Below are 18451 nucleotides of genomic sequence, written 5' to 3'. Positions count from 1 at the left end.
TGGGCTCGTCAGTCCGTCGAAACGCCCGTCCCGGTTTTCGTGGAAAGCTGACCACGCTCCGCGTCCAGTGGGGGTCGCCCAAGAGATTTTCATTGCCGGATAACTCTCCCGGCAGCCCCACTGGCATCACGTCGAATCAACCTAGCCCACCCACCACAACCCCGTCGCTGATCGGCGTGCTCAACACAGAGACCTTCATGCGCGACCACGGGGTCCATGTCCGATCCTTCGCCGACGGGATCGACCCGGCGACCTCGACGGGCCGGCTGATGCTGAATATGCGCGCCACCCTCGCCGAGTATGAGCGCGAACCGATCGTCGAACGGGTCAACGCCGGGTTCGCCGCCGCGAAGCAGAATGGCACCAGCTTCGGCCGGCCGCTGTCCGCCCCGATCGTCATCGCAGACAAGCACGCTATCGCCCGGGACGCCCGCGCGAAGGGACGCACCGCGGAAGACGCCGCCCGCCTCGTCGTCTAGAGCCGAGCAACCCTCTACCGCCACCAGCAAGCCCTCGCTGCACACGAGAGCACCACAAGGTAGTTCCTCCTGAACGGCGGGTGACGGAGGCCCTCGTTTCCCAGACTCGCCCAGTCCGCGCCGAGGGCGGGTTCTCGGACCTCGCTGCGCTCGGGCTGTACAGGCTCTTTTTCTCTTTTGCTGCTGTCCTTATGGTGTTGTCGGGTGGTTCCGTGGCCGTTGTAGGATCGTGGCTACCCAGGGGAGTCGGGTATGGCTTTGTTGCTGTGGCCGGACGATTCACGTCGTGACGGCTTCGTAGGATTGGCCGCCCGCCACCCCGCGATGACCCGACCGCTCATTGAGAGACGCGACATGATCGCTGGATAAGGACACGACGGCGCGGTTATCTGCTGGGTTCCAAGCATCCGACAGACTGGAGGCTGTTTTGGTGCACCTATGGGCCGGCGTCGACGCCGGCAAAGCCCATCATCACTGCGTCGTGATCGACGCGGACGGAAACCGGCTGCTCTCGCAGAAGATCCCAAACGACGAACCGGCCCTGCTCGAGCTCATCGCTGCCGTCCTGAAACTCGCCGACGGGGACGAGGTCATCTGGGCGACCGACCTGAACCACGGTGGCCCGGCGCTGCTGATCGCCATCGTCGTCGCCCACGGCCAGAACATCCTCTACATTCCCGGCCGTATCGTCCACCACGCCTCCAAGCTCTACCGCGGGGAAGGCAAAACGGACGCGAAAGACGCCGCCGTCATTGCTGACCAGACCAGGATGCGCCGGGATGTGCAGCCGCTGAGGGCCGGGGATGAGATCAGCACCGGGCTGCGGATCCTCACCGCCCGCCGGGCTGACAAGTCCGCGGACCGGGTCCGGGCGATCGACCGCCTGCAGGCCCAGCTGCTCGAATACTTCCCTGCCTTGGAGCGGGCCTTTGACTACAGCCGTTCCAAAGCCGCGCTGCTGCTGCTGACCAAACACCGGACTCCGGACGGGATCCGCCGGACCGGGCAGGCCAGGCTGCACGCGTGGCTGAAGAAACAAGGGACCCGTTCGTCCGCGGCGGTCGCACAAGCCGCCGTGGATGCTGCGAAATCCCAGCACACGACCGTTCCCGCCCAGCATGTTGGTGAGCTGATCGTCGCCGCCCTCGCACGGGAAATCCTCGCCCTGAATGAGGAACTGGCCGAATTGGATGCGCTGATCGGCGAGAAGGTCACCGAACACCGGCACGCGCAGGTGCTGCTGAGCATGCCCGGTTTCGGACCCGTCCTCGCCGCCGAGTTTCTCGGCGCCACCGGAGGTGACCTCACGGTTTTTGAAACCGCGGACCGGTTCGCCGGCGTCGCCGGACTCGCCCCCGCACCCAGGGACTCCGGCCGCATCACCGGCACCCACCACCGACCCCGCCGCTACGACCGCCGGCTCCTGCGCGTCTTCTATCTCTCCGGGCTCTCGGCCCTGAAAAGCTGCCCCGCCTCCCGGATCTACTACGACCGAAAACGCACCGAGGGCAAAACCCGCATCCAGGCCCTGCTCTCCCTCGCCCGGCGACGCCTCAACGTCCTCTGGGCCATGCTCCGCGACGGCACCACCTACACCCCGGGTTTCGTACTGGCCTGCGGGGGTGGTGGACCTTACCGTGCGGCCGAGCGCGTCGTACTCGTACCGCCAGGCGAACTGGGTCGGGTCCGCGCTGGGAGCGTTGCCCCGCGGGGGCACCACGCTGGTGACCCGGCCGGCGGTGTCGTACCCCATAGATGTCACCGAGCCCAGCGGGGACGTGGACTTGGTGGGGTCCCCGTCCGCGCTGTATTCGAAGGTGCCGGTGTTTCCTAACGGGTCGGTCGCCGAGGTGCTGTTGCCCATCGCGTCGTAGGCGAGGGACGCTGTGATGCTTCCGCCTGCAGGGTTGGGCCTGGTCAGCTGGGTGAGGTTGTTCGCCGCGTCGTAGGCCTGTGTGCTGCTGTAGCCGCGGGCGTTGGTCGTGGTGGTGGGCAGGTGCGCGGTGTTGTATTCCGAACGGACCATCGGCGTGGTGCCTTGGAAGGATTTCACGTCCCCGCCGGGTGTGTAGGCCAGAGCGTTGCGGACGCCGTCGGGTCCGTGGGTGGCGATCAACCGCAGCTGGATGTCGTACTCGTAATCCGTGGTGTTTCCCACCGGATCGACCCGGCGCTGCAGCACGTTCCCCGCATAGACGTCCTTCCACCCCCCAGCTGGATTTGGGTTGGCGTCAGGGTCGGTGCCGATCTCCGCCCGCGGCCCACGCGTACAGTCACCGCCTGATGTGGCTGGTTCCGGGTGAGATGCCCGAGGAACGGCGTGTATGGCGCACGCGCCGGTCTTCCACTGAAGAGCCAAACGGGAACTTCGACTCCGCGCCACTGGTGGAAGACGTAGAACGACCGCACGCCCTGCAACCGGATCGCCGGCGTGGCATCTGAGACCAGGGCAGGGATTTCCCCCAGCGCTGCCACACCCGGGGGCAGGCCGTTCCGTAGCCATGCGAGGAAACCTGTCAGATCTTCCAGCGCGAAGGACTCCCACGTTCGGCCGCGGAGGGCCAGGAACCGCCACCACAGTTCCAGCGCCCGTGAGTAAGACTTCACGGTGTTCGGTGATGTTCCCGTTTGCCGAAGGTGCTCCAGGAACATTTCGACCGGCACAACAGGCAAATGATTATCGCCGAGCACGGTTCAAGAATCGTCGAAGCCGTCAATCTGAATACGCTGGACTCTGACCATTGCAGGCATCCTCGGAAGCAGTTGCCACACAGCACCCACCTCAAGATGGCTGAAGCCCTACCGACACGCCGGAATTCGTTTCCTCTTGTTGAAGACGGGTACCAGATACGACCGGCTTCAACGGCACCGAGAGCGTCTGGGGGCACTCTTCAAGACGTTGAAGAGTGTGCTCAGGGGATGCCGGATAGTCCCGCCGAGGGATATTACGAATGGGAAAAACCCCGGACGGGAAAAAGATCCCCCATTACCTCCACTCCGAGAAGAACGAGCTGCTGGCCTTCGCCGGGCTCTATGAGTTTTGGCCCGACCCGCCCCTGCCGGTGGATGACCCGCACCGGTGGCTGCTCAGCTGCACCGTGCTGACCACCACGGCCCACGACTCGATGGGCCACGTCCACGACCGGGCACCTGTCATTGTCCCGCCGGAGATGTTCCATGACTGGCTCAACCCCGGCACCACCGAGAAGACGGAAGTGCAAAAGATCCTGGACGGCATTCCCGAACCGGCCCTGACACCGACGGTGGTCACCGACCGGGTAAACAGCGTCCGCAACAACGGCCCCGAACTCATCGACCCGGCCACCTGACCCACCCCTCCCGAGCCGCCGACGGCGGCCCTGCGAAGCGGCAGCGGAACCAGGCAAACATAGGAATCGGGAACGGTCGCCCCGGTAAAGGTGACGGTCGTTCAGGTGGTGCGGTGCACCCGCTTGCGGGTGTTTCTTTGTGGTCCTTGGCTGAAGAAAGCTGACCCCTCACGTCTGGTGTGCCGGGTGCCCAGGGCGTGGACCATGGGGAAGGACCCGGTAGCTGGTTAGGACGGGGTGGCCTGGGTGGTCAGGACGGCATCGTGCGGGGGAGTGGAGGCCTGTTCGGCGGTCGTGGCCGGGGATTTCCGCCGGCGGGAGACGGCTCCGGGTTCGAGTCCGAGTTTCTTCAGTTCCTCGGTGCTCCACCCGTCTTTGCTGGCCCGGATGTAGGTGCGTTTGTCGTCGCGTTCGGCTTCGGCGAGTTGTTCCTTGAGGTCAGCGACCCGCTGCCGGGCCTTGACCAGCGCGGTGACGGATTCGATGCGCGAGTCCAGCAGCGCGCGGGCCTGGTTACGTGTCTGTTCAATGTCGAGGTTCGCCATGCCATCCACCCTAACCGCCGCCCACATGTGGCCGTGGAAGGCACACCGACGCGGACGGCGATCCCGATAGGTCGCGGAGCAAGCTGGGAACTTAGCCGGGCTAAGTTCGTGTCGCTACCGAGAACTGCGTTCCGATGGCGGCAGACTGAAGTCTGGTCCCGGAGTTTTGCGGGTCGCTGCGCTGGCAGAAACGAAGGGCGGGACAAGTGAGTGAAGGCAACGGCTTCGCCGGTTGGAAGTCCCGCCGCCGCCGCGCCAATGTCGACGGCGGCAGAATGCACCGTCACGATGTCAAGGTCAGCCCCGAAGAGGAAGCCCAGCTACTCGCCCTCGCGGAGATGCACCGCGTCACGATCCCGAGACTTCTGATCGAAGCGGCGCTCAATGAGGACAGCGAAAGCCCCTCGGAACGACGCGACCAGTTCATGCAGCTGTCCAACCTGGAGCGCCTCGTCGGCAGCGTCGCCAACAACATCAACCAGATCGCCCGGCACGCCAACTCCACCGGGGAGGTGCCACCGGAAACGGCGGCAACGATCGCCCACGCGAAGAGCGTCATCATCCGTATCGACCGGCAGCTCGCCGACATGGCCGGCCGGTAGTTTCTCCGTGATTCCGAACATCACCCAGGGCGACCGCATGGCGGGCCTGATGATGTACCTCGCGGGCCCGGGACGCGCCAACGAGCACGAGGAACCGCACCTTGTAGCCGGCGACTCCGCACTCATGGCCTGGCACGACGACAACGAACTGAACCGCGACGCTGCCCTGGACATCGCCAACGCACTCGAACGCGCACACCAGTTCTACAAGACAGAGGTGGACGGCGGACACGTCTTCCACTGCTCACTGAGCCTGGCCGCAGAAGAAGGCCAGCTCACCGACGCCCAGTGGGGTGGCATCGCGAACGACTTCATGAAGGACATGGACTTCACCGAGGACGGCGGAAAAGCCCCCGCCCGGTGGGTTGCCGTCCGCCACGGACTGAGCAAGAACGGCAACGACCACATCCACGTCGTGGCGTCCATGGTCCGCGACGACGGCACCAAATGGAACAACTGGAAGAGCAAATACAAGTCTCAACAGGTCGCCCGAACCCTCGAGAAGAAGTACGGGCTCGTCGTGCTCGACGCGGTCCGCGCGGAGCGTGGGTTCACTCCCGCGGAACAGGCGAAGGCCATCCGCCAGGGACTGCCCGAGGTGGAGCGCCACAGCCTCGCCCGCCAGGTCCGTACCTGCGCAGCAGCATCAATTGATGAAGCTGAGTTCGTCCGCCGCGCGCGCCTGGAGGGTGTTCTCGTCCGCCCCCGGTACGCCGCCGGCCGTACGGACGTCGTGACCGGCTACTCCGTTGCCGAACGCCCCCGCAAGGGAGAGCGTGCCGTGTGGTTCGGCGGCAACTCTTTGGGACGTGATCTGGCATTGCCCAAGCTTCGGGCTGAGTGGGAGAGCACCCCGGAGTCAGCGGAGTGCGCTGTTGCGGAATGGAATGCAGCGGCACGCAACCGCAGACCGGTAAACCCTGGCCGGGAAACGCTGCAGCCATCGGCCGAGCTGTGGAGTAAGTATGCCAACGACGTCAGCGCCCTGCGCGAGAAACTGGCCACCACACCGTACCGTGACCACGCGGCCTGGGCACAGGCAGCTCGGGAAACGTCGGCTGCGTTTGGTGCCTGGTCCAGGCGCATCGAACCGACGCCCGGACCGCTGGCGGACGCCGCGCGGGAGCTGTCCAAATCAGCCCAGCTCCGCCGCTACCCGTCACGGCCGACAGTTGCCTTGCCGTCGGCACGCGGCGCGACCATGATCCTCCTGGCGGCGACGTCCAAGAGCGACCGTGCCGCCTACGCGCTGATGTTCCGGCAGCTCGCCCAGACTGCCCGCGCCATCCACGACATGCACAAAGCCACCGATGACCTCCGCCGCGTCCGGGGCCTCGGCGTGGCCGTCACCGCCGCCAGCAAGATCGTCGAAGCCAGCGCCACAGCCCAGACCATCACGGCGCCTCCCATGACGATAGACGCACTCCGTGAGCAGCACCCGGAAGCAAGCGAAGAAGCCCTGCGGGCACGGCTCATCGCTGAACGGTCACGGGGCGGCTCACCGCTGCCTCCCGTTCTGACCAAACCGGACGCAGCGCAGCTGCAGGGAACCCAGTCACGGACCGAAGAGACCCGCCGGCAGAACAATCCAGGCATCGAGCGATAGGGGAAGAGCATGAGCGAAGCAGACGGAATGGAAGATGCAGTGGACGGCGCGATGCGTACCGGGCTGATGGTCGCCAGCCGCATCGGCGAACAGCTGGCCAGAATGCACGAACAGGAACAGCGCAACATCGCCGCAGCAGAGGAACAACGAGCCCGCGAGCTGAAGGGTCGCTTCGACGCCCAGCGCGCTGCCGCCCGGGCCCAGCTGGCGCCTGTCCGTCGCGAGGACTGGTGGGACAAAGCCACCCCCGAAATGATCGAACGGGTTCACGAAACCGCGACGGCATGGAAGGCCTACGCCCCCGAAGCCCTTCAGGCATCGGAACACATCCGGAACCAAGTGCAGTCACGCTACGGCATCGACGTGGACAACACAGGAGCCGACGAAGCGTCCGTTTCCGCAGCCCTCACTCGGGCACAGCAAGCACTCACTGAAGCCGAAAATGAACGGACCAAAGCCTCAACTGCACGTACGGATGAAGTGGTGGCAGGAGCCGCTGTGGCAGGGGCCAACAGTCAGGACACCGCAGCGCAGAAGGGCCAGGACGCAACGGCCTACGATTCACCCGAACGGCGCCAGCAACTTGCAGAAAGCCTCGAAGGCAAAGGCGATCGCGAAGCAGTAAACTCCCGCCTCCTGGCTGACAAGCACCAAGGAGCGCCGGCCACAGCCGCAGTTGCGCAAAGGCCGTCGCTTGCCAAAACGTCGAAGATGGCCAAGCAGGGTGGCAAAGGAAAGGCGATGGAACGGGGCGGACTAGAGCGCTAAAACGCCAGTTCGGCTATAGCAATCCATCGATGACGATTTGGGCGTGCTCGGCCAATAGGTCGAGCGGTGACGAGCACGAAAACGGAGCGCTGCCCAGGTTCCTGGAATCGTCGAGAGACAGGGCAGCGAACGGCACCCCTTCTTCTTCCGGCCGCTGACTGTACCTGCCGATGGATGCCTCTATTAATCAGTACTCGTGAGGATGATCCGTGCTGCCGCCTGACGATCGCTAGCGTCAAGGCGGCGTACCCACATCATGAGTAACTCCGCGGCCGCAGCCGACCCGTTATCTTCAAGGAATTTCTGATGCATCCCCATCAGCACAGGCTGTAATGGATCTTCGACGGCCAACGTGGAGTCCTTTTTGGCCGCACGCATCGCCCGGAGGACAAAGGGCAGAGTGTCGGGCCGCATCCATGGCTGTGTAAACATCTCTCTGAGCAGCAGCCTCAGGTTCAGTGATGCGGGGACGGAATCTGTCACGATGTTTAGGACTCCGGCTGCGGTGTTCTGGACCCACGCTTGTACCAACTCGGGTGAAGTGTGGGCGACCTTGGCCAGCGCTTCGTGCAGGAAATCTACGACTGAGCGCGGTGTCTCCCAGGTGAGGGGGCGGGCCAGCGCTGCGGCTGCCCCTGCTCCCTTCCAACCGGTAAGGTCAGCGGCCAGGCGCATCACCTTCAGATTGAATCCGAGGTCAACGTGGAAGTTGGCCAGCAGGGTTGCCTCTGCAACTTGGCTCAGCTCCAGTGGTATCCGTCTCTTGCGAACCAGCGCGCGGATGAGGTCGACGGTTCCAAAGGATGGAAGCCCGTATTCTGCAGCGAGAAGCCGAAGCAGCCGGTCATCGCTCCAGAACGGAGTTTGCGAGCTGATGGCGTAATCGAGGGTGTTCAGCCATACACCACTCATCTCCAAATCCGTCAGTTGTCGGGGCACCCAGTTGCGTCGGTTGCAAGCCCGGAGGGCCTTAACTGTTCTGGTGGCGCTTTCGGCTGCCTTGGTTGCTGCTTCTTCGCTGATTACGGAGGGGACGACTCGCTGCTCTTCCTCGTCCCAATTTGCTGACATTGTTGTCCGTAGGTTGAGCATTTGTTCGGCTCTTTGGGCATCGCAGAAGGCAGCGTCGGTGCTTTCCAGCATTGCGAAGACACCAGTGAGCTGGTCTGCAATTTGGGGGTCCAGTAAGGACAAGGACACGGCCGCAGTAGTGTCGATGGCGACAGGGCGGCCAAGGGCTCCATCAATTGCGCTACTGCCGGCCTCGGCCTGTGTTGGACTATGACTGTAGACAAGGCCGGATCCGCGTTGGAGTGCAAGTTCTGCATAGCTACGCCCGGTTACTTCGGTTGCGAATCCAAGCGGGATTTCTCCGTCGCGGATTTGCTGTTCGAGTTCCGCGAGCTCTCTGCTGCCTCTTCGGTCTCTGAACTCCTGTTCGAGGGCTGAGAGTGGGTTGTCAGCAGGACCGACGGGAATGGCTCGAAAGACTGTGCTTTTCGGGTTCGCTTCCGTAAAGCTGGCTGTTGCGGCGTGCAAGGCCTTGAGGTCAGTCTCGGTAACTTCTGTTTCTTTGCTGGAAAGCCCGAAATAGATTTGGGCGAGGACGGCGCCGAGGAAGTCCGCATCCTCTGGAAACTGTCGCATAATCTCCAGCGATCGATTCACGAACCGAGGGCTTCTGTCGTGTGCTGATGCCAGCGAGATCCAAACTCGTGCGTCTTGAAGGTCGCGAGGCTGGATGGGTTCGCCCGGGCCAGTGAGGGCGGACCATGCTCCAGCGCCGTCTCCACTCCGGATGAGACAGTGAACGAGAGCCCATCTCACGGCGTGGTTATCCGGGGCAAGCATGATCATGCGCCGAACGGTCCGTAGCGACTCATCGTGGAGGCCTTGGGCTTCCAAGGCATCGAGGCGGAGGCGGAGTACGTCTAGTTCACTGTCCCAGCTGGCTCCTGCCATTGACAAAGCTGACTGTGTTGCTGCTACCGCCTGGGCGTAGTCGCCAGCGTGGAGGTATTTGCCCGCTGCCATTTTCTCCAAGAGGGGACTGTGCCACCGCTCTGCTCCAGCCTCGAGGGTCTTGGCTGCTTCAGAGTGCTGGCCAACAGCTGAGAGCTGCTCGGCTAGGAGCACGGTCAGTATTTCTGCCTCGTGGGCTCTGGCGCGAAGGATCGTGATTCGATCCCCAGGTGCGGACATGACCCGGTGAATGGTGTTTATCCTCTCCACGGCGTGAGGATGACGCGCTGCGAGATCAGATAGGTCGGGCATGGACCCGCCTATGGGTGCTAGAGCGTTGGCGGCCTGGAGGCGTTCGAAATCGTCGGAGGCCAGGTCCCAGGCTTCCATCCATGCTGACTCTGCCGATTTATCGTCGCCTCCGCCATGTGCTGAGAAGGCCTTGACCCAGGCGGTTGTGTAGGGGTCGTCGATGCCCCCTGCGATTTTGAGTGCGAGGTCAAAATTGCTCATGCAGGCGGCTAGGATCGCTGTTTCCCGCCGCAGCCGGGGGTCTCGGGCTTCCTCGGCTGTGGCTGCACCATCCGGGGGGCCTTGGGTGTGGCGCCATGCTTGGTCAATTTCGTTGCCCAGAACTGACGCTTTGACTGCCACAAGAATGGGGGTAACGCTGTCGCCCCTCCATGTCCTTCGCCCGTCTCGGGCCCTAACTGCCATTCTGTGCGCTTCGGCAAAGTCAGCGAGTGGATTGTCGCTGACGCCGTAGAGGCCACGGCTGAGCAGCATCTCGGCTGCCCGCAGCATGGGGCCACTTGCCTCTGAATTACCCGAGCAAGCCTCAAGTGCTATGGAAATCGCCCTGTTGAGGTCTTCCTGCGCCGCCGCGCACTGACTCAATAGCAGCTTGCGAATCATGCTGTCATTGGTGTCGGTTGGCTCCCATCGGTGCAACGCGCCCTCGGCGGCCGCATATTCTTCGTCCAACATCAGTTTCAGGGCCAGTCCCATGGGGTGTCTCGGTTCTGAGCGCTCGATGGCTTCCCTGGACCGCTGGTGGTCACCGTTTTCTCCGACAAAATTCAAGGCTGTTCGAGCCCACCAGTAGTTGGAGGGGGCTGCGCCGACCTCGATACCTTGAGTGATGAACGTGTGGGACGCTTCATGCTTGCCGTAGTCGTTGGCAACCAGCCCGAACCAGCACCAAGCTTCGGCCGGCGCCTCATCGAAGTGGTGTGGGTGATCTGTGGCCCATTGCTCCAAGACGTTGCCTGGAGAATCAGTGCTGCACAGGGTGTGTAGGAATGGGCGAAACGCCGGCCATGTTTGGGCCAGTTCTTGGGCCTTTTGGCGTCGCCACGGGTGCAATTTGGCAAGATCGCCTTCTAACCTGTCCTGCCCCTTGAATGCATCAAGAAGGAGGCTCGTTTGATCCTGCAGCGCATTTCGGTTCTGTTTGCCCTCAGACTCGATCTTCGACTGAGTCCAGCCGTTAGCCAGAACGTTGGCGTCCCCAGGCGCGTGGGCCCTTAGATACTCGTCGAGAACCAGTCCGAGCAAGGCCGCTGCATCTGTCTGCCGCTTGTCTTCATCGCCCGCGAGCCGCCACGCCAGATTCTGGATGGCCGAGTCAACCGCTGCGCTCGTTCCGGCAGAAAGTTGGCTTTGGACGTCATCCCGCCCAAGCCAGCCCCGGATAGCCCACGGACTGATCTTTATACGCACTTTTTCGGCACTTCGGGCTGACGCGAAGGCCACCCGAAGCCTGAGGAGCCGCTTGTTCAGGAGGTTTCTGATGGGTGCAGAAGCTGCGCCAGCGCCGAGTTTCCCCAACGTGGTCAGAACAGCACCAGTGGCTATCGGCTCCATCCGAGCTGTCCCCTCTCATTCGGATATGCGACTATTGTCGTCCGATCTTGATGCTAACAATATCTACTGATATCTAGCATTTCGCTATACTTTCTTATACTTCAGTAGATCTTCCTAGAGGTGAGGCGCATGGACCCCGTATCCAATCCCTATTCGCCGGGGGCAGGGCGGAAGCCCGCGGCCCTTGTTGGCCGCGACCAGCCTCGGCGGGACTGGCAGGTCGCCATCGAACGAGTTGAGGCTGGCAGGACCGCCCAGCCGTTCGTACTCTACGGTTTGAGGGGAGTCGGGAAGACGGTGTTGCTTTCAGACTTCCGCCGAGCAGCCGCTGAACGAGACTGGCTGGTCGCGCAGGTAGAAGCGGGCGCTGGCAAGTCACTACGTGAGGCGTTAGGAGAGGCCCTTCATGGCCCTCTTGCCGATCTGGCACGTCCTTCGGCCGGGCGGCGACTGCTCAAAGCCTTAAAGACGGCCGTCAGCTTCAAAGCGTCCTATGACCAGAGCGGAACATGGAACTTCGGATTGGACCTGGCCGGGGCGTCCGGTGGGGGAGCAGACACCGGCGTCCTCGAAACCGACCTCCGGAAGCTCGTTCACGACCTAGCCTTAGCGGCGGAAGAGGAGAATGTGGGCTTGGCCATCTTGATTGATGAGGCCCAAGACCTTGATCAGGCTGAATTGGTGGCCCTGTGCGCAATCGCCCACGCCGCGGCACAAGATGACTGGCGTGTCCTTTTCGCGTTTGCCGGCCTTCCGAGTCTGCCGAGAGTTCTCGCCGAGGCGAAGTCCTATGCGGAACGATTCAACTACGAAAAGATCGAGGAACTGCGAGGAACTGTCGCATCCGAAGCCTTAACCAAACCAGCAAGCGAAGACGGAGTCGAGTGGGACGACCCAGCCGTGGAATTGATCGTTGACGAGAGCGCCGGCTACCCGTACTTCCTGCAGCAATTCGGACAGGACACGTGGAACGCCGCCACCGGCGACAGAATCACCTACGACGATGCGCGAGTCGGCGCTGCCAACGGTCGGGCGGCTCTCGATAGCGGCTTCTTTCGAGCACGCTGGGACAGGGCGACCAGAGCCGAACAGAACTACCTCAGGGCCATGGCCGAAGACGGCGACAACGGCAGTTCATCCGGTGAAATTGCATCAAGACTAGGACGAGGCCCTGCCAGCTTCGGTCCAATTCGAGCGAACCTGATCGCAAAGGGTCTCGTCTACGCTCCGGAGCATGGGGTCATTGCATTCACGGTTCCAGGAATGGCGGCCTTTATCAAACGCCAGCCCCATTGACCTCCGCACCAACTCAGCATCACTGGCCCTGGCCCAAGACCGATCCCAACTCCCCAATGATTTGAATTGCACCCTGAACAGCAGCGCCACCGCCTCCCGCCCCAGCTGCGATGACGATGACCAGCAGCAACCCGAGCCGAGTAGTCGTCCCCCAACCTCCATGAACTGCTCGGTCGACGACCTGCCATAGCGCGCTTTGTGCCCTTGCCGTAGGACGCCCGCCTTTCGAGCCCATAGCCAGCCTCCTTAGCCTGTAGTCCTTGCCGTCCTTCTATGCTGTCCGGGGAGCACGATTGTGTCGTGACAACAAATGGACATCCAGGAGCAGACATGACTATGCGGGACGACATTATCGGCGAACTCGAGTCATTCGCAGATGCGGAGTCTGGCATCAGTGTGGAATCACTTGCCCACACGCCACAGGTCACACGCATCCTCGGACACGGCAGCCCGGAGCAGGCCTTCCATGCGCTCGTCGGTATCAGACGCCGGAATAAGTCAAGGGATGTTGCGGCCGCTTTTGCTCATATCGGACTAGACCGCAGTGCCTCCAACGTCGAGGACAGGCTAAACGAGTTTGCGCTGACGTGGGCGGAACGCATGGGACTACCAATCAGGGAGGCGCCGAGTAGTCGTACTGTGCGTCGCTGGTCGAAATCTGGAATGGTGATGCTCGCAGTTCAACTCATCGAGGGTTCGGGTGTTGAGCCCCCAAGCCTTCACCTTGACCTCCTGCACACAGCGCCAAGTTCGTTCATCATGTTGCCATCCTTGTTCTGGATGCCCGGCTATGAGATGGGACCGGCCCGCTGGATCGTCATTGGCGCCGAAACACATAGCCGTGGAGAGGTCCGCCCAGAGGATTGCGAGGAACACGGCAGAGGCTTTCTCCAGCCTCGGAACGCCCTCGAGTTCGATGTTGGAATTCCTACGCTCGTACGTTGGACCTGGCTAGGCGAAACGCAACCGACCTACCAGATCCGCCACATAGGCGTGCCGGCAAACTTAGTGACTATGACCGTTCACACACCAGGTGGTGCGGGATCCGTAATATACCGAGAAGGCGACGATATCGACGCTATTGCCGACCTTGCCGAAGCCATGGATCCAGGGATCGAGGAGTACTCCTCTGCTGACACGGGGGAGGTCTAGCAAGTAGCGGACACACCAGCAGACTTCAGCCGGGTAAGCTCAAAACGGCGGATTAAGTTGAAGATTTAAGCAAACAACTTGACATGAGGTCCACTATCGGACTTCCGAGAAGATGCGCGGGCCGTCTGCGACTGACCTGTTCGACTTCGGCCTGAGTTGCCCGGGTTAAAGTCGTGCTCGCACGGCGGCCCAGGTGCTGATTTAGCAACTCGTCACGCGTCGAGAGCGCCCGTCAGATCGTGCTCTAGCGCAGCGGTGATGGCCGCGGGGGAGGGCAGGGTAGCCTGCTCATCAGCCGGAAGTGCCTCGTACGTGTAGGAGGTCACGGTCAAGGGCTGAGCGGAACCATCGAGAGCGTAGCGCACAGTGCGCTCGTTCCTGGACCCGCACACCAGGATCCCGACAGTTGGGGCTTGCCTGGGCAGTCGGAGCATGTCGTTGACTGCCGCGACGTAGAAGTTCAACTGACCAAGATGCTCGGGTTTGAATTTGCCGGCCTTCAGTTCCACCACAACGTAACGGTCGGAAGGGACGTGGTAGAGCAAGAGGTCGATGAAGAAGTCACCTCCATCGACGTCGAGATGATACTGGCGGCCAACGAAAGCGAAGCCGGCCCCGAACTCTGCCAACGTCTGGGCCATGCGAAGCGTCATGGCCTCCTCCAGGGCATGTTCCTGGGCATCCTCGGTGAGACCCAGAAAGTCAAGCACCAGAGGGTCCTTAGCAACCTCCCGTGCCAAGTCAGTGCCTTCGCCGGGCAGCCTCGCCTCCAGGTTGTTTGGTGCCGCACCGGCGCGGGTGTGGAGGCTGGTGAGGATCTGGTGTTCCAGCATGGCCACCGACCAACCGTTTCAGACGGCCCTTGAGGCGTACCATCGACGAAGCTCGTGGTCGTCCAGCTTGTTCAGGAGCGCGACGTTGTGACTCCAGCTCAATTGTCCAGACGGTGTCTGGACAATTGGTTCCGGGCCGTTCCATGCCGCAGCGAAGGCGCGTATATTGTACACATTGGTTCGCAATCCCTTCATGTGCGGGAACTCTCTCCGTAGGTCGTGTGCGAGCCGGTCGAGAACCTTGCTCCCCCATGGCTCGTTCCTCTGCCTGTCCAGAATGGTCCGCCCTATGTTCCAGTAAAGCTCGATCATGGCGGTATTCACGACCCGCTGCGCCCGCTGTTGAGCCTCACGCACAAGGCCTTTCAGGGTCATGAGTGCGGCAGCGTAGTCTCCAGGAAGGTCCGGTTCGAGCTGGGTCATGATTCCACCCTAGTAGGAGGCGCCGACGATCCTACGCCAATTGTCCAGACACCATCGGGATAATTGGGCCCCACGGGTCAGCCGCTTTCCGGGCCTGGGAGAGGGACCAGCAGCATCTAGCTACTGGCTGGGGAAAACGTGGCACGCCATTGTGGGAGGCGACGTTGGCTTTCTGTCGGTGACGGTGGAAAAACTGAACCATTTCGTGGGTGGCGGTCTCTGACGAACGTCGCAACACTGACTGAACGGCTTCACAAAAACCGTAGTGGAGAAGGCCCTACGTGAGGGACGATGCCCGGCTAGGTAGTTTCGACAGGCCTATCGGTGGCGTGTCCGTACTGGGACCAGCCGCCGACGAACAGTCTGCCTTTCCCAACTCCCAGTTGCTCCAGAACCAACAGATTGTGGCAGGCGGTCACTCCGGATCCGCAATAGGCGATGATGTCCTCGGCGGAGATGATGCCGGCGCGTGCGAAATTCTCGCGTAGCTGCACTTCCGGGAGCAACCTTCCTGAGGAGTCGAGGTTCTCGCGGCAGGGGACATTGACTGCTCCGGGTATGTGGCCAGGGCGGGGGTCGATGGGGTCTTGGTGCCCTTCGAAGCGGTCACGATTCCTCGCGTCCACGACCTTGTATTGACCAGAGGAGGCGTCCGAGATATCTGCGAGCAGGGTGCTTGGCCATGATTGGGCCGAGACGTCTCCTTCCAGTCTTTGCGGGGCCTCCGTAGCGAGTTCTCCCGGGTAACTGGCGATGCCTCCGTCCAGGATCGCGGCACTGCGGCCTGTCGATCGGAGCATCCAGACAAGTCGGGCCGCGATGACTCCACCTGCGTCGTCGTAGGCGATCACGGTGTCAGAGTCACTAATTCCGGCTTCCCGTATCCCTTGGGCAAACACTTCGGCATCGGGCAGCGGGTTCCTCCCGGCTTCCTTCGAGCCTGGCCCGGAAAGCGACTCGTCCATGTCGACGTAGACGGCATCGGGTATATGGCCAGCATCGTAGGCGTCCTTTCCCGAGGACCCGTCCAGATACCAGCGGGTATCCACGAAAACGAATCGTCCCCAGTTGTCGACGCACCAGGTCCAGTCGACAAAGGGGTGCAAGATCGAATCCCTTGTACTCATGAGATGGAGTCTAAAACTAAATTTCACATCTTGAGATGCCATCTCACAAAGTGGACGCACTAGGTCAGGAGTGTGGGCAGACTATGCCTCAGGCTCTCCTGCGCCATCCAAACAAGGTGGGGACACCCTCGCGATACTGCTACTTTCGAGTCGGAAGCATTGCGAGATTCGTTACGAACGGCCCCGACTGCCGGTCCCTTTAGGCGCCAGATTGACCTAAACTCGCTATCGGCCTGCAGGAAATGACTAACAGACTCCGGTAGTGACTGAGGCCATCGGAGTGCCAGCTGATGGCCTAGGCCACGCCGCCCGCGGCCCGGTGAAGGGATGCGGCAATGCTGGAGGGGAGACCTGACAAGTCGCGCCTTTCTGCCGCATGACAATCGTGTGGATCTAGGACCAGGATATCCATGCGAAACAGAACGGAATTGAGGCCAGCAAAGCCTCATAGTCTTCAGCAGCCACGCCGGCGTGGGCGCAGAGGACTCATAACCCACTGCAACACCGGCTCCGACGTCGTGGCGATCCTGATGGGTGGGGGAGCGGTCGGGATTAGCAGGAGCAAGGGGGCGGCGCGGTCGCCGCTGTGCTCCTGCAGGCACAGGAGCTCCCTAGGAAGCTGCTCGGGAGGCCGCGAAGCTGGAAACTCTCGACTCCTGGCCGATAAGCACCAGGACACCCGCCCGTCGGCAGCTGTTGCTCAGAATCCATCGTTGGCCAAACGTCAAGGATGGCCACGCAGAGCCGCAGAGGCAGGCCACTGGAACGCGGAAGACTCGAACGCTAAGACTCCCGCAAAAGGAGGACCGCTAACGTGAACTGCACTCCCTTCGGTGGTTGCATGCAGGCCTACTGCGGCTCCCGCTGAGTAGCCAGACAGGGGAACTCTTCGATATGTCCGTTTTCTAAGCGGTACCGGAAGCGGGATCAAAAGCATGTGCCGTTGTAGTGCTGAGCGGAAGTGCATGGTTTACAAACGCGGCAGCAGCTCGTGTGAGTGGTCTTGAGCGGTGAATTAGCTAAACGTCGTAGCTGATCCGGGGCTCGAGCGCGGATGCGACCGCTCCGCGCTTCTGTTTCCCGGGCCACGAAGCTGGTCACGAAAGCGCTCCCGACACCCTCTAGAACTAGAGGCACAACGGCTTCGCGGTGTGGAGTTTCAACCACTACCCTTAGGTCGATACCGTGCTCTCTTGCTTCATTCAGAATTGTTCGGGTCCGAGTTCCTGTCAACAGCTAGTAATTGGCGAGGTCTAGTATGTCTACGCTGTAGACGCGTGCCGCAGTAGCGTGACATTAACTGTGATCCAATTCGAGGATTGTCGCCGCGAGTGCGTGTACACCGGTGACGATATCTTGCGGAGCGGTCCATTCCTCGGGGCAATGGCTGCGGCCATCGAGGGATGGCACGAAGATCATGCCCATTGGAGCGAGTTGGGCGATATGTGCGGCGTCGTGAACAGCACCGCTTGGAATTGGCTGCCATTCAATGCCGAGTGCGTCAACTGCGGTGACGATGGTTTCCTGGACTGCCTCATGGGCAGGAACTGTCGGATTGTCGAGCCACCAGGTGAGGTCTACCTCGACGCCGAAGCTGTGAGCCTTCGCTTGAATTTCGTCTGTTAACCTGCCTGGTGCGGAAGCAAGCCAAGGTGCATCGACACTACGGATCTCTGCCCAAAGTCGAGCTTCACTTGAAACAACATTGGGTGAGCCTGGTTCTGTGACGATCTTCGAAGTCGTTGAAACTCCATGACGGGGTGCGGAGCATCCTTCCTGCCGGATCGCGAGTACTGCCGATGCTGCGGCAGCGATTGCATCACGTCGATCTTCCATCGGCGTGGATCCTGCGTGATCGGGCCGTCCTATAAAGTCGGCAACCAGTCGTTGTATTCCAGCGATTGCAGTGACCACTCCAATACTCGTCCCGCGTTCCTGTAGCACCGGTCCCTGCTCGACGTGGAGCTCAACATATCGGTGCAACCGCTTCTTCGCGAAGGCCTCTCCAGCCCTAAGAACATATGACGGGTCCAACCCGAAACCTTCATAGCGACTCCCGAGCGTCATCCCGTCGTCATCAACCCGATCAAGATGCTGGGTTGTCAATGAACCGACCAGCGCCCTGCTTCCTAAGCAACTCAATCCGAACGCGTTTGTCTCCTCACCGAAGAAGTCGACGACGATGAAGTCGTGATCGAGCTCGATGTCGTTTTCGGCAAGTAGGCGGGCTACTTCAAGGCCACCAACCACGCCGACCGCACCGTCGAAGCGGCCGCCGTGAATTACGGTGTCCGTGTGCGAGCCGGTCCTAATTGCCGGCGCCGCGGGCGTGCGTCCGTGTCTCACTCCGATGAGGTTTCCAGCTTGATCCAGGTGTACCTGCAGTCCTGCAGCCGTCATCCGCGATGCAACCCACTCACGCGACGCACGGTAATAGGGACTGCCCCGGAATTCGTTGACTCT

General features: G+C 61.7%; 12 protein-coding genes and 3 pseudogenes. 8 read left to right on the top strand and 7 right to left on the bottom strand.

Annotation, left to right across the window (positions count from 1 at the left end; translation table 11 throughout):
• Positions 1-164: 164 nt before the first annotated feature.
• From LDO15_RS23060 to LDO15_RS23040, 3 genes and pseudogenes are all read left to right on the top strand, one after another.
• Positions 165-479, top strand: a pseudogene (locus LDO15_RS23060) (recombinase family protein); the annotation flags it as partial.
• Between the two features lie 415 nt (positions 480-894).
• Positions 895-2061 (top strand): annotated as a pseudogene (locus tag LDO15_RS23055) (IS110 family transposase); the annotation flags it as partial.
• Positions 2062-3430: 1369 nt separating this feature from the next.
• On the top strand, positions 3431-3808 hold the full coding sequence (locus LDO15_RS23040) for an SOS response-associated peptidase family protein (protein ID WP_223987857.1): 378 nt from the start codon (positions 3431-3433) through the stop codon (positions 3806-3808).
• Between the two features lie 227 nt (positions 3809-4035).
• On the opposite strand, the gene LDO15_RS23035 is transcribed toward LDO15_RS23040, so the two are convergent.
• A complete protein-coding gene (locus tag LDO15_RS23035; protein ID WP_223987854.1) occupies positions 4036-4353 on the bottom strand; it encodes a hypothetical protein in 318 nt (105 codons plus the stop codon).
• Positions 4354-4559: 206 nt separating this feature from the next.
• Here LDO15_RS23035 and mobC point away from each other — a divergent pair, with 206 nt between their 5' ends.
• From mobC to LDO15_RS23020, 3 genes are read left to right on the top strand one after another with little or no spacing between them, the layout of a single operon-like run.
• Positions 4560-4955, top strand: coding sequence for a plasmid mobilization relaxosome protein MobC (mobC, locus tag LDO15_RS23030; protein WP_223987852.1), 396 nt, complete (start codon positions 4560-4562; stop codon positions 4953-4955).
• Between the two features lie 7 nt (positions 4956-4962).
• Positions 4963-6561 carry a relaxase/mobilization nuclease domain-containing protein gene (locus tag LDO15_RS23025; RefSeq protein ID WP_223987850.1) on the top strand — a complete coding sequence of 533 codons (1599 nt, stop codon included), beginning with the start codon at positions 4963-4965 and terminating at the stop codon, positions 6559-6561.
• Positions 6562-6570: 9 nt separating this feature from the next.
• On the top strand, positions 6571-7329 hold the full coding sequence (locus LDO15_RS23020) for a hypothetical protein (RefSeq protein WP_223987848.1): 759 nt from the start codon (positions 6571-6573) through the stop codon (positions 7327-7329).
• A 183-nt stretch (positions 7330-7512) separates the two neighbouring features.
• Here the strand turns inward: LDO15_RS23020 and LDO15_RS23015 are convergent, their stop codons facing one another.
• Positions 7513-11157, bottom strand: a complete 3645-nt coding sequence (locus tag LDO15_RS23015; protein WP_223987846.1) for a hypothetical protein — start codon at positions 11155-11157, stop codon at positions 7513-7515.
• Between the two features lie 129 nt (positions 11158-11286).
• Between LDO15_RS23015 and LDO15_RS23010 the strand changes: the two genes are divergently transcribed.
• Together LDO15_RS23010 and LDO15_RS23005 are read left to right on the top strand one after the other, a co-directional pair.
• Positions 11287-12453, top strand: coding sequence for an ATP-binding protein (locus tag LDO15_RS23010; protein ID WP_223987844.1), 1167 nt, complete (start codon positions 11287-11289; stop codon positions 12451-12453).
• Positions 12454-12783: 330 nt separating this feature from the next.
• Positions 12784-13605, top strand: coding sequence for a hypothetical protein (locus tag LDO15_RS23005; RefSeq protein ID WP_223987842.1), 822 nt, complete (start codon positions 12784-12786; stop codon positions 13603-13605).
• Between the two features lie 212 nt (positions 13606-13817).
• Here LDO15_RS23005 and LDO15_RS23595 read toward each other — a convergent pair whose 3' ends face one another.
• The 5 genes and pseudogenes from LDO15_RS23595 to LDO15_RS22985 form a co-directional block, all read right to left on the bottom strand.
• The gene (locus tag LDO15_RS23595; RefSeq protein WP_346656011.1) at positions 13818-14438 is read right to left on the bottom strand and encodes a PDDEXK nuclease domain-containing protein; all 621 of its coding nucleotides are present in this window, start codon (positions 14436-14438) and stop codon (positions 13818-13820) included.
• Positions 14439-14456: 18 nt separating this feature from the next.
• Positions 14457-14861 (bottom strand): DUF1016 N-terminal domain-containing protein, encoded by a 405-nt coding sequence (locus LDO15_RS23590; RefSeq protein WP_346656002.1) that lies wholly within the window; start codon positions 14859-14861, stop codon positions 14457-14459.
• Between the two features lie 299 nt (positions 14862-15160).
• Complete coding sequence (locus tag LDO15_RS22995; protein ID WP_223987840.1) at positions 15161-15988, bottom strand: sulfurtransferase; 828 nt, start codon at positions 15986-15988, stop codon at positions 15161-15163.
• Between the two features lie 927 nt (positions 15989-16915).
• On the bottom strand, positions 16916-17221 hold the full coding sequence (locus LDO15_RS22990; protein WP_223987838.1) for a LysR substrate-binding domain-containing protein: 306 nt from the start codon (positions 17219-17221) through the stop codon (positions 16916-16918).
• 63 nt (positions 17222-17284) lie between these two features.
• Positions 17285-18409: pseudogene (locus LDO15_RS22985) on the bottom strand (M20 family metallo-hydrolase); the annotation flags it as partial.
• Positions 18410-18451: the final 42 nt, after the last annotated feature.

This window comes from Arthrobacter sp. NicSoilB8 (assembly GCF_019977355.1).
Classification (GTDB): domain Bacteria; phylum Actinomycetota; class Actinomycetes; order Actinomycetales; family Micrococcaceae; genus Arthrobacter.
This window is presented reverse-complemented; position numbering and strand designations above follow the sequence as displayed.

Excerpts from the sequence above, each read along its gene's own strand:
- LDO15_RS23040 (WP_223987857.1), top strand. The coding sequence starts at position 3,431 with ATGGGAAAAACCCCGGACGGGAAAAAGATCCCCCATTACCTCCACTCC.
- LDO15_RS23035 (WP_223987854.1), bottom strand. The coding sequence starts at position 4,353 with ATGGCGAACCTCGACATTGAACAGACACGTAACCAGGCCCGCGCGCTG.
- LDO15_RS23020 (WP_223987848.1), top strand. The coding sequence starts at position 6,571 with ATGAGCGAAGCAGACGGAATGGAAGATGCAGTGGACGGCGCGATGCGT.
- LDO15_RS23015 (WP_223987846.1), bottom strand. The coding sequence starts at position 11,157 with ATGGAGCCGATAGCCACTGGTGCTGTTCTGACCACGTTGGGGAAACTC.
- LDO15_RS23010 (WP_223987844.1), top strand. The coding sequence starts at position 11,287 with ATGGACCCCGTATCCAATCCCTATTCGCCGGGGGCAGGGCGGAAGCCC.
- LDO15_RS23005 (WP_223987842.1), top strand. The coding sequence starts at position 12,784 with ATGACTATGCGGGACGACATTATCGGCGAACTCGAGTCATTCGCAGAT.
- LDO15_RS23595 (WP_346656011.1), bottom strand. The coding sequence starts at position 14,438 with ATGCTGGAACACCAGATCCTCACCAGCCTCCACACCCGCGCCGGTGCG.
- LDO15_RS23590 (WP_346656002.1), bottom strand. The coding sequence starts at position 14,861 with ATGACCCAGCTCGAACCGGACCTTCCTGGAGACTACGCTGCCGCACTC.
- LDO15_RS22995 (WP_223987840.1), bottom strand. The coding sequence starts at position 15,988 with ATGAGTACAAGGGATTCGATCTTGCACCCCTTTGTCGACTGGACCTGG.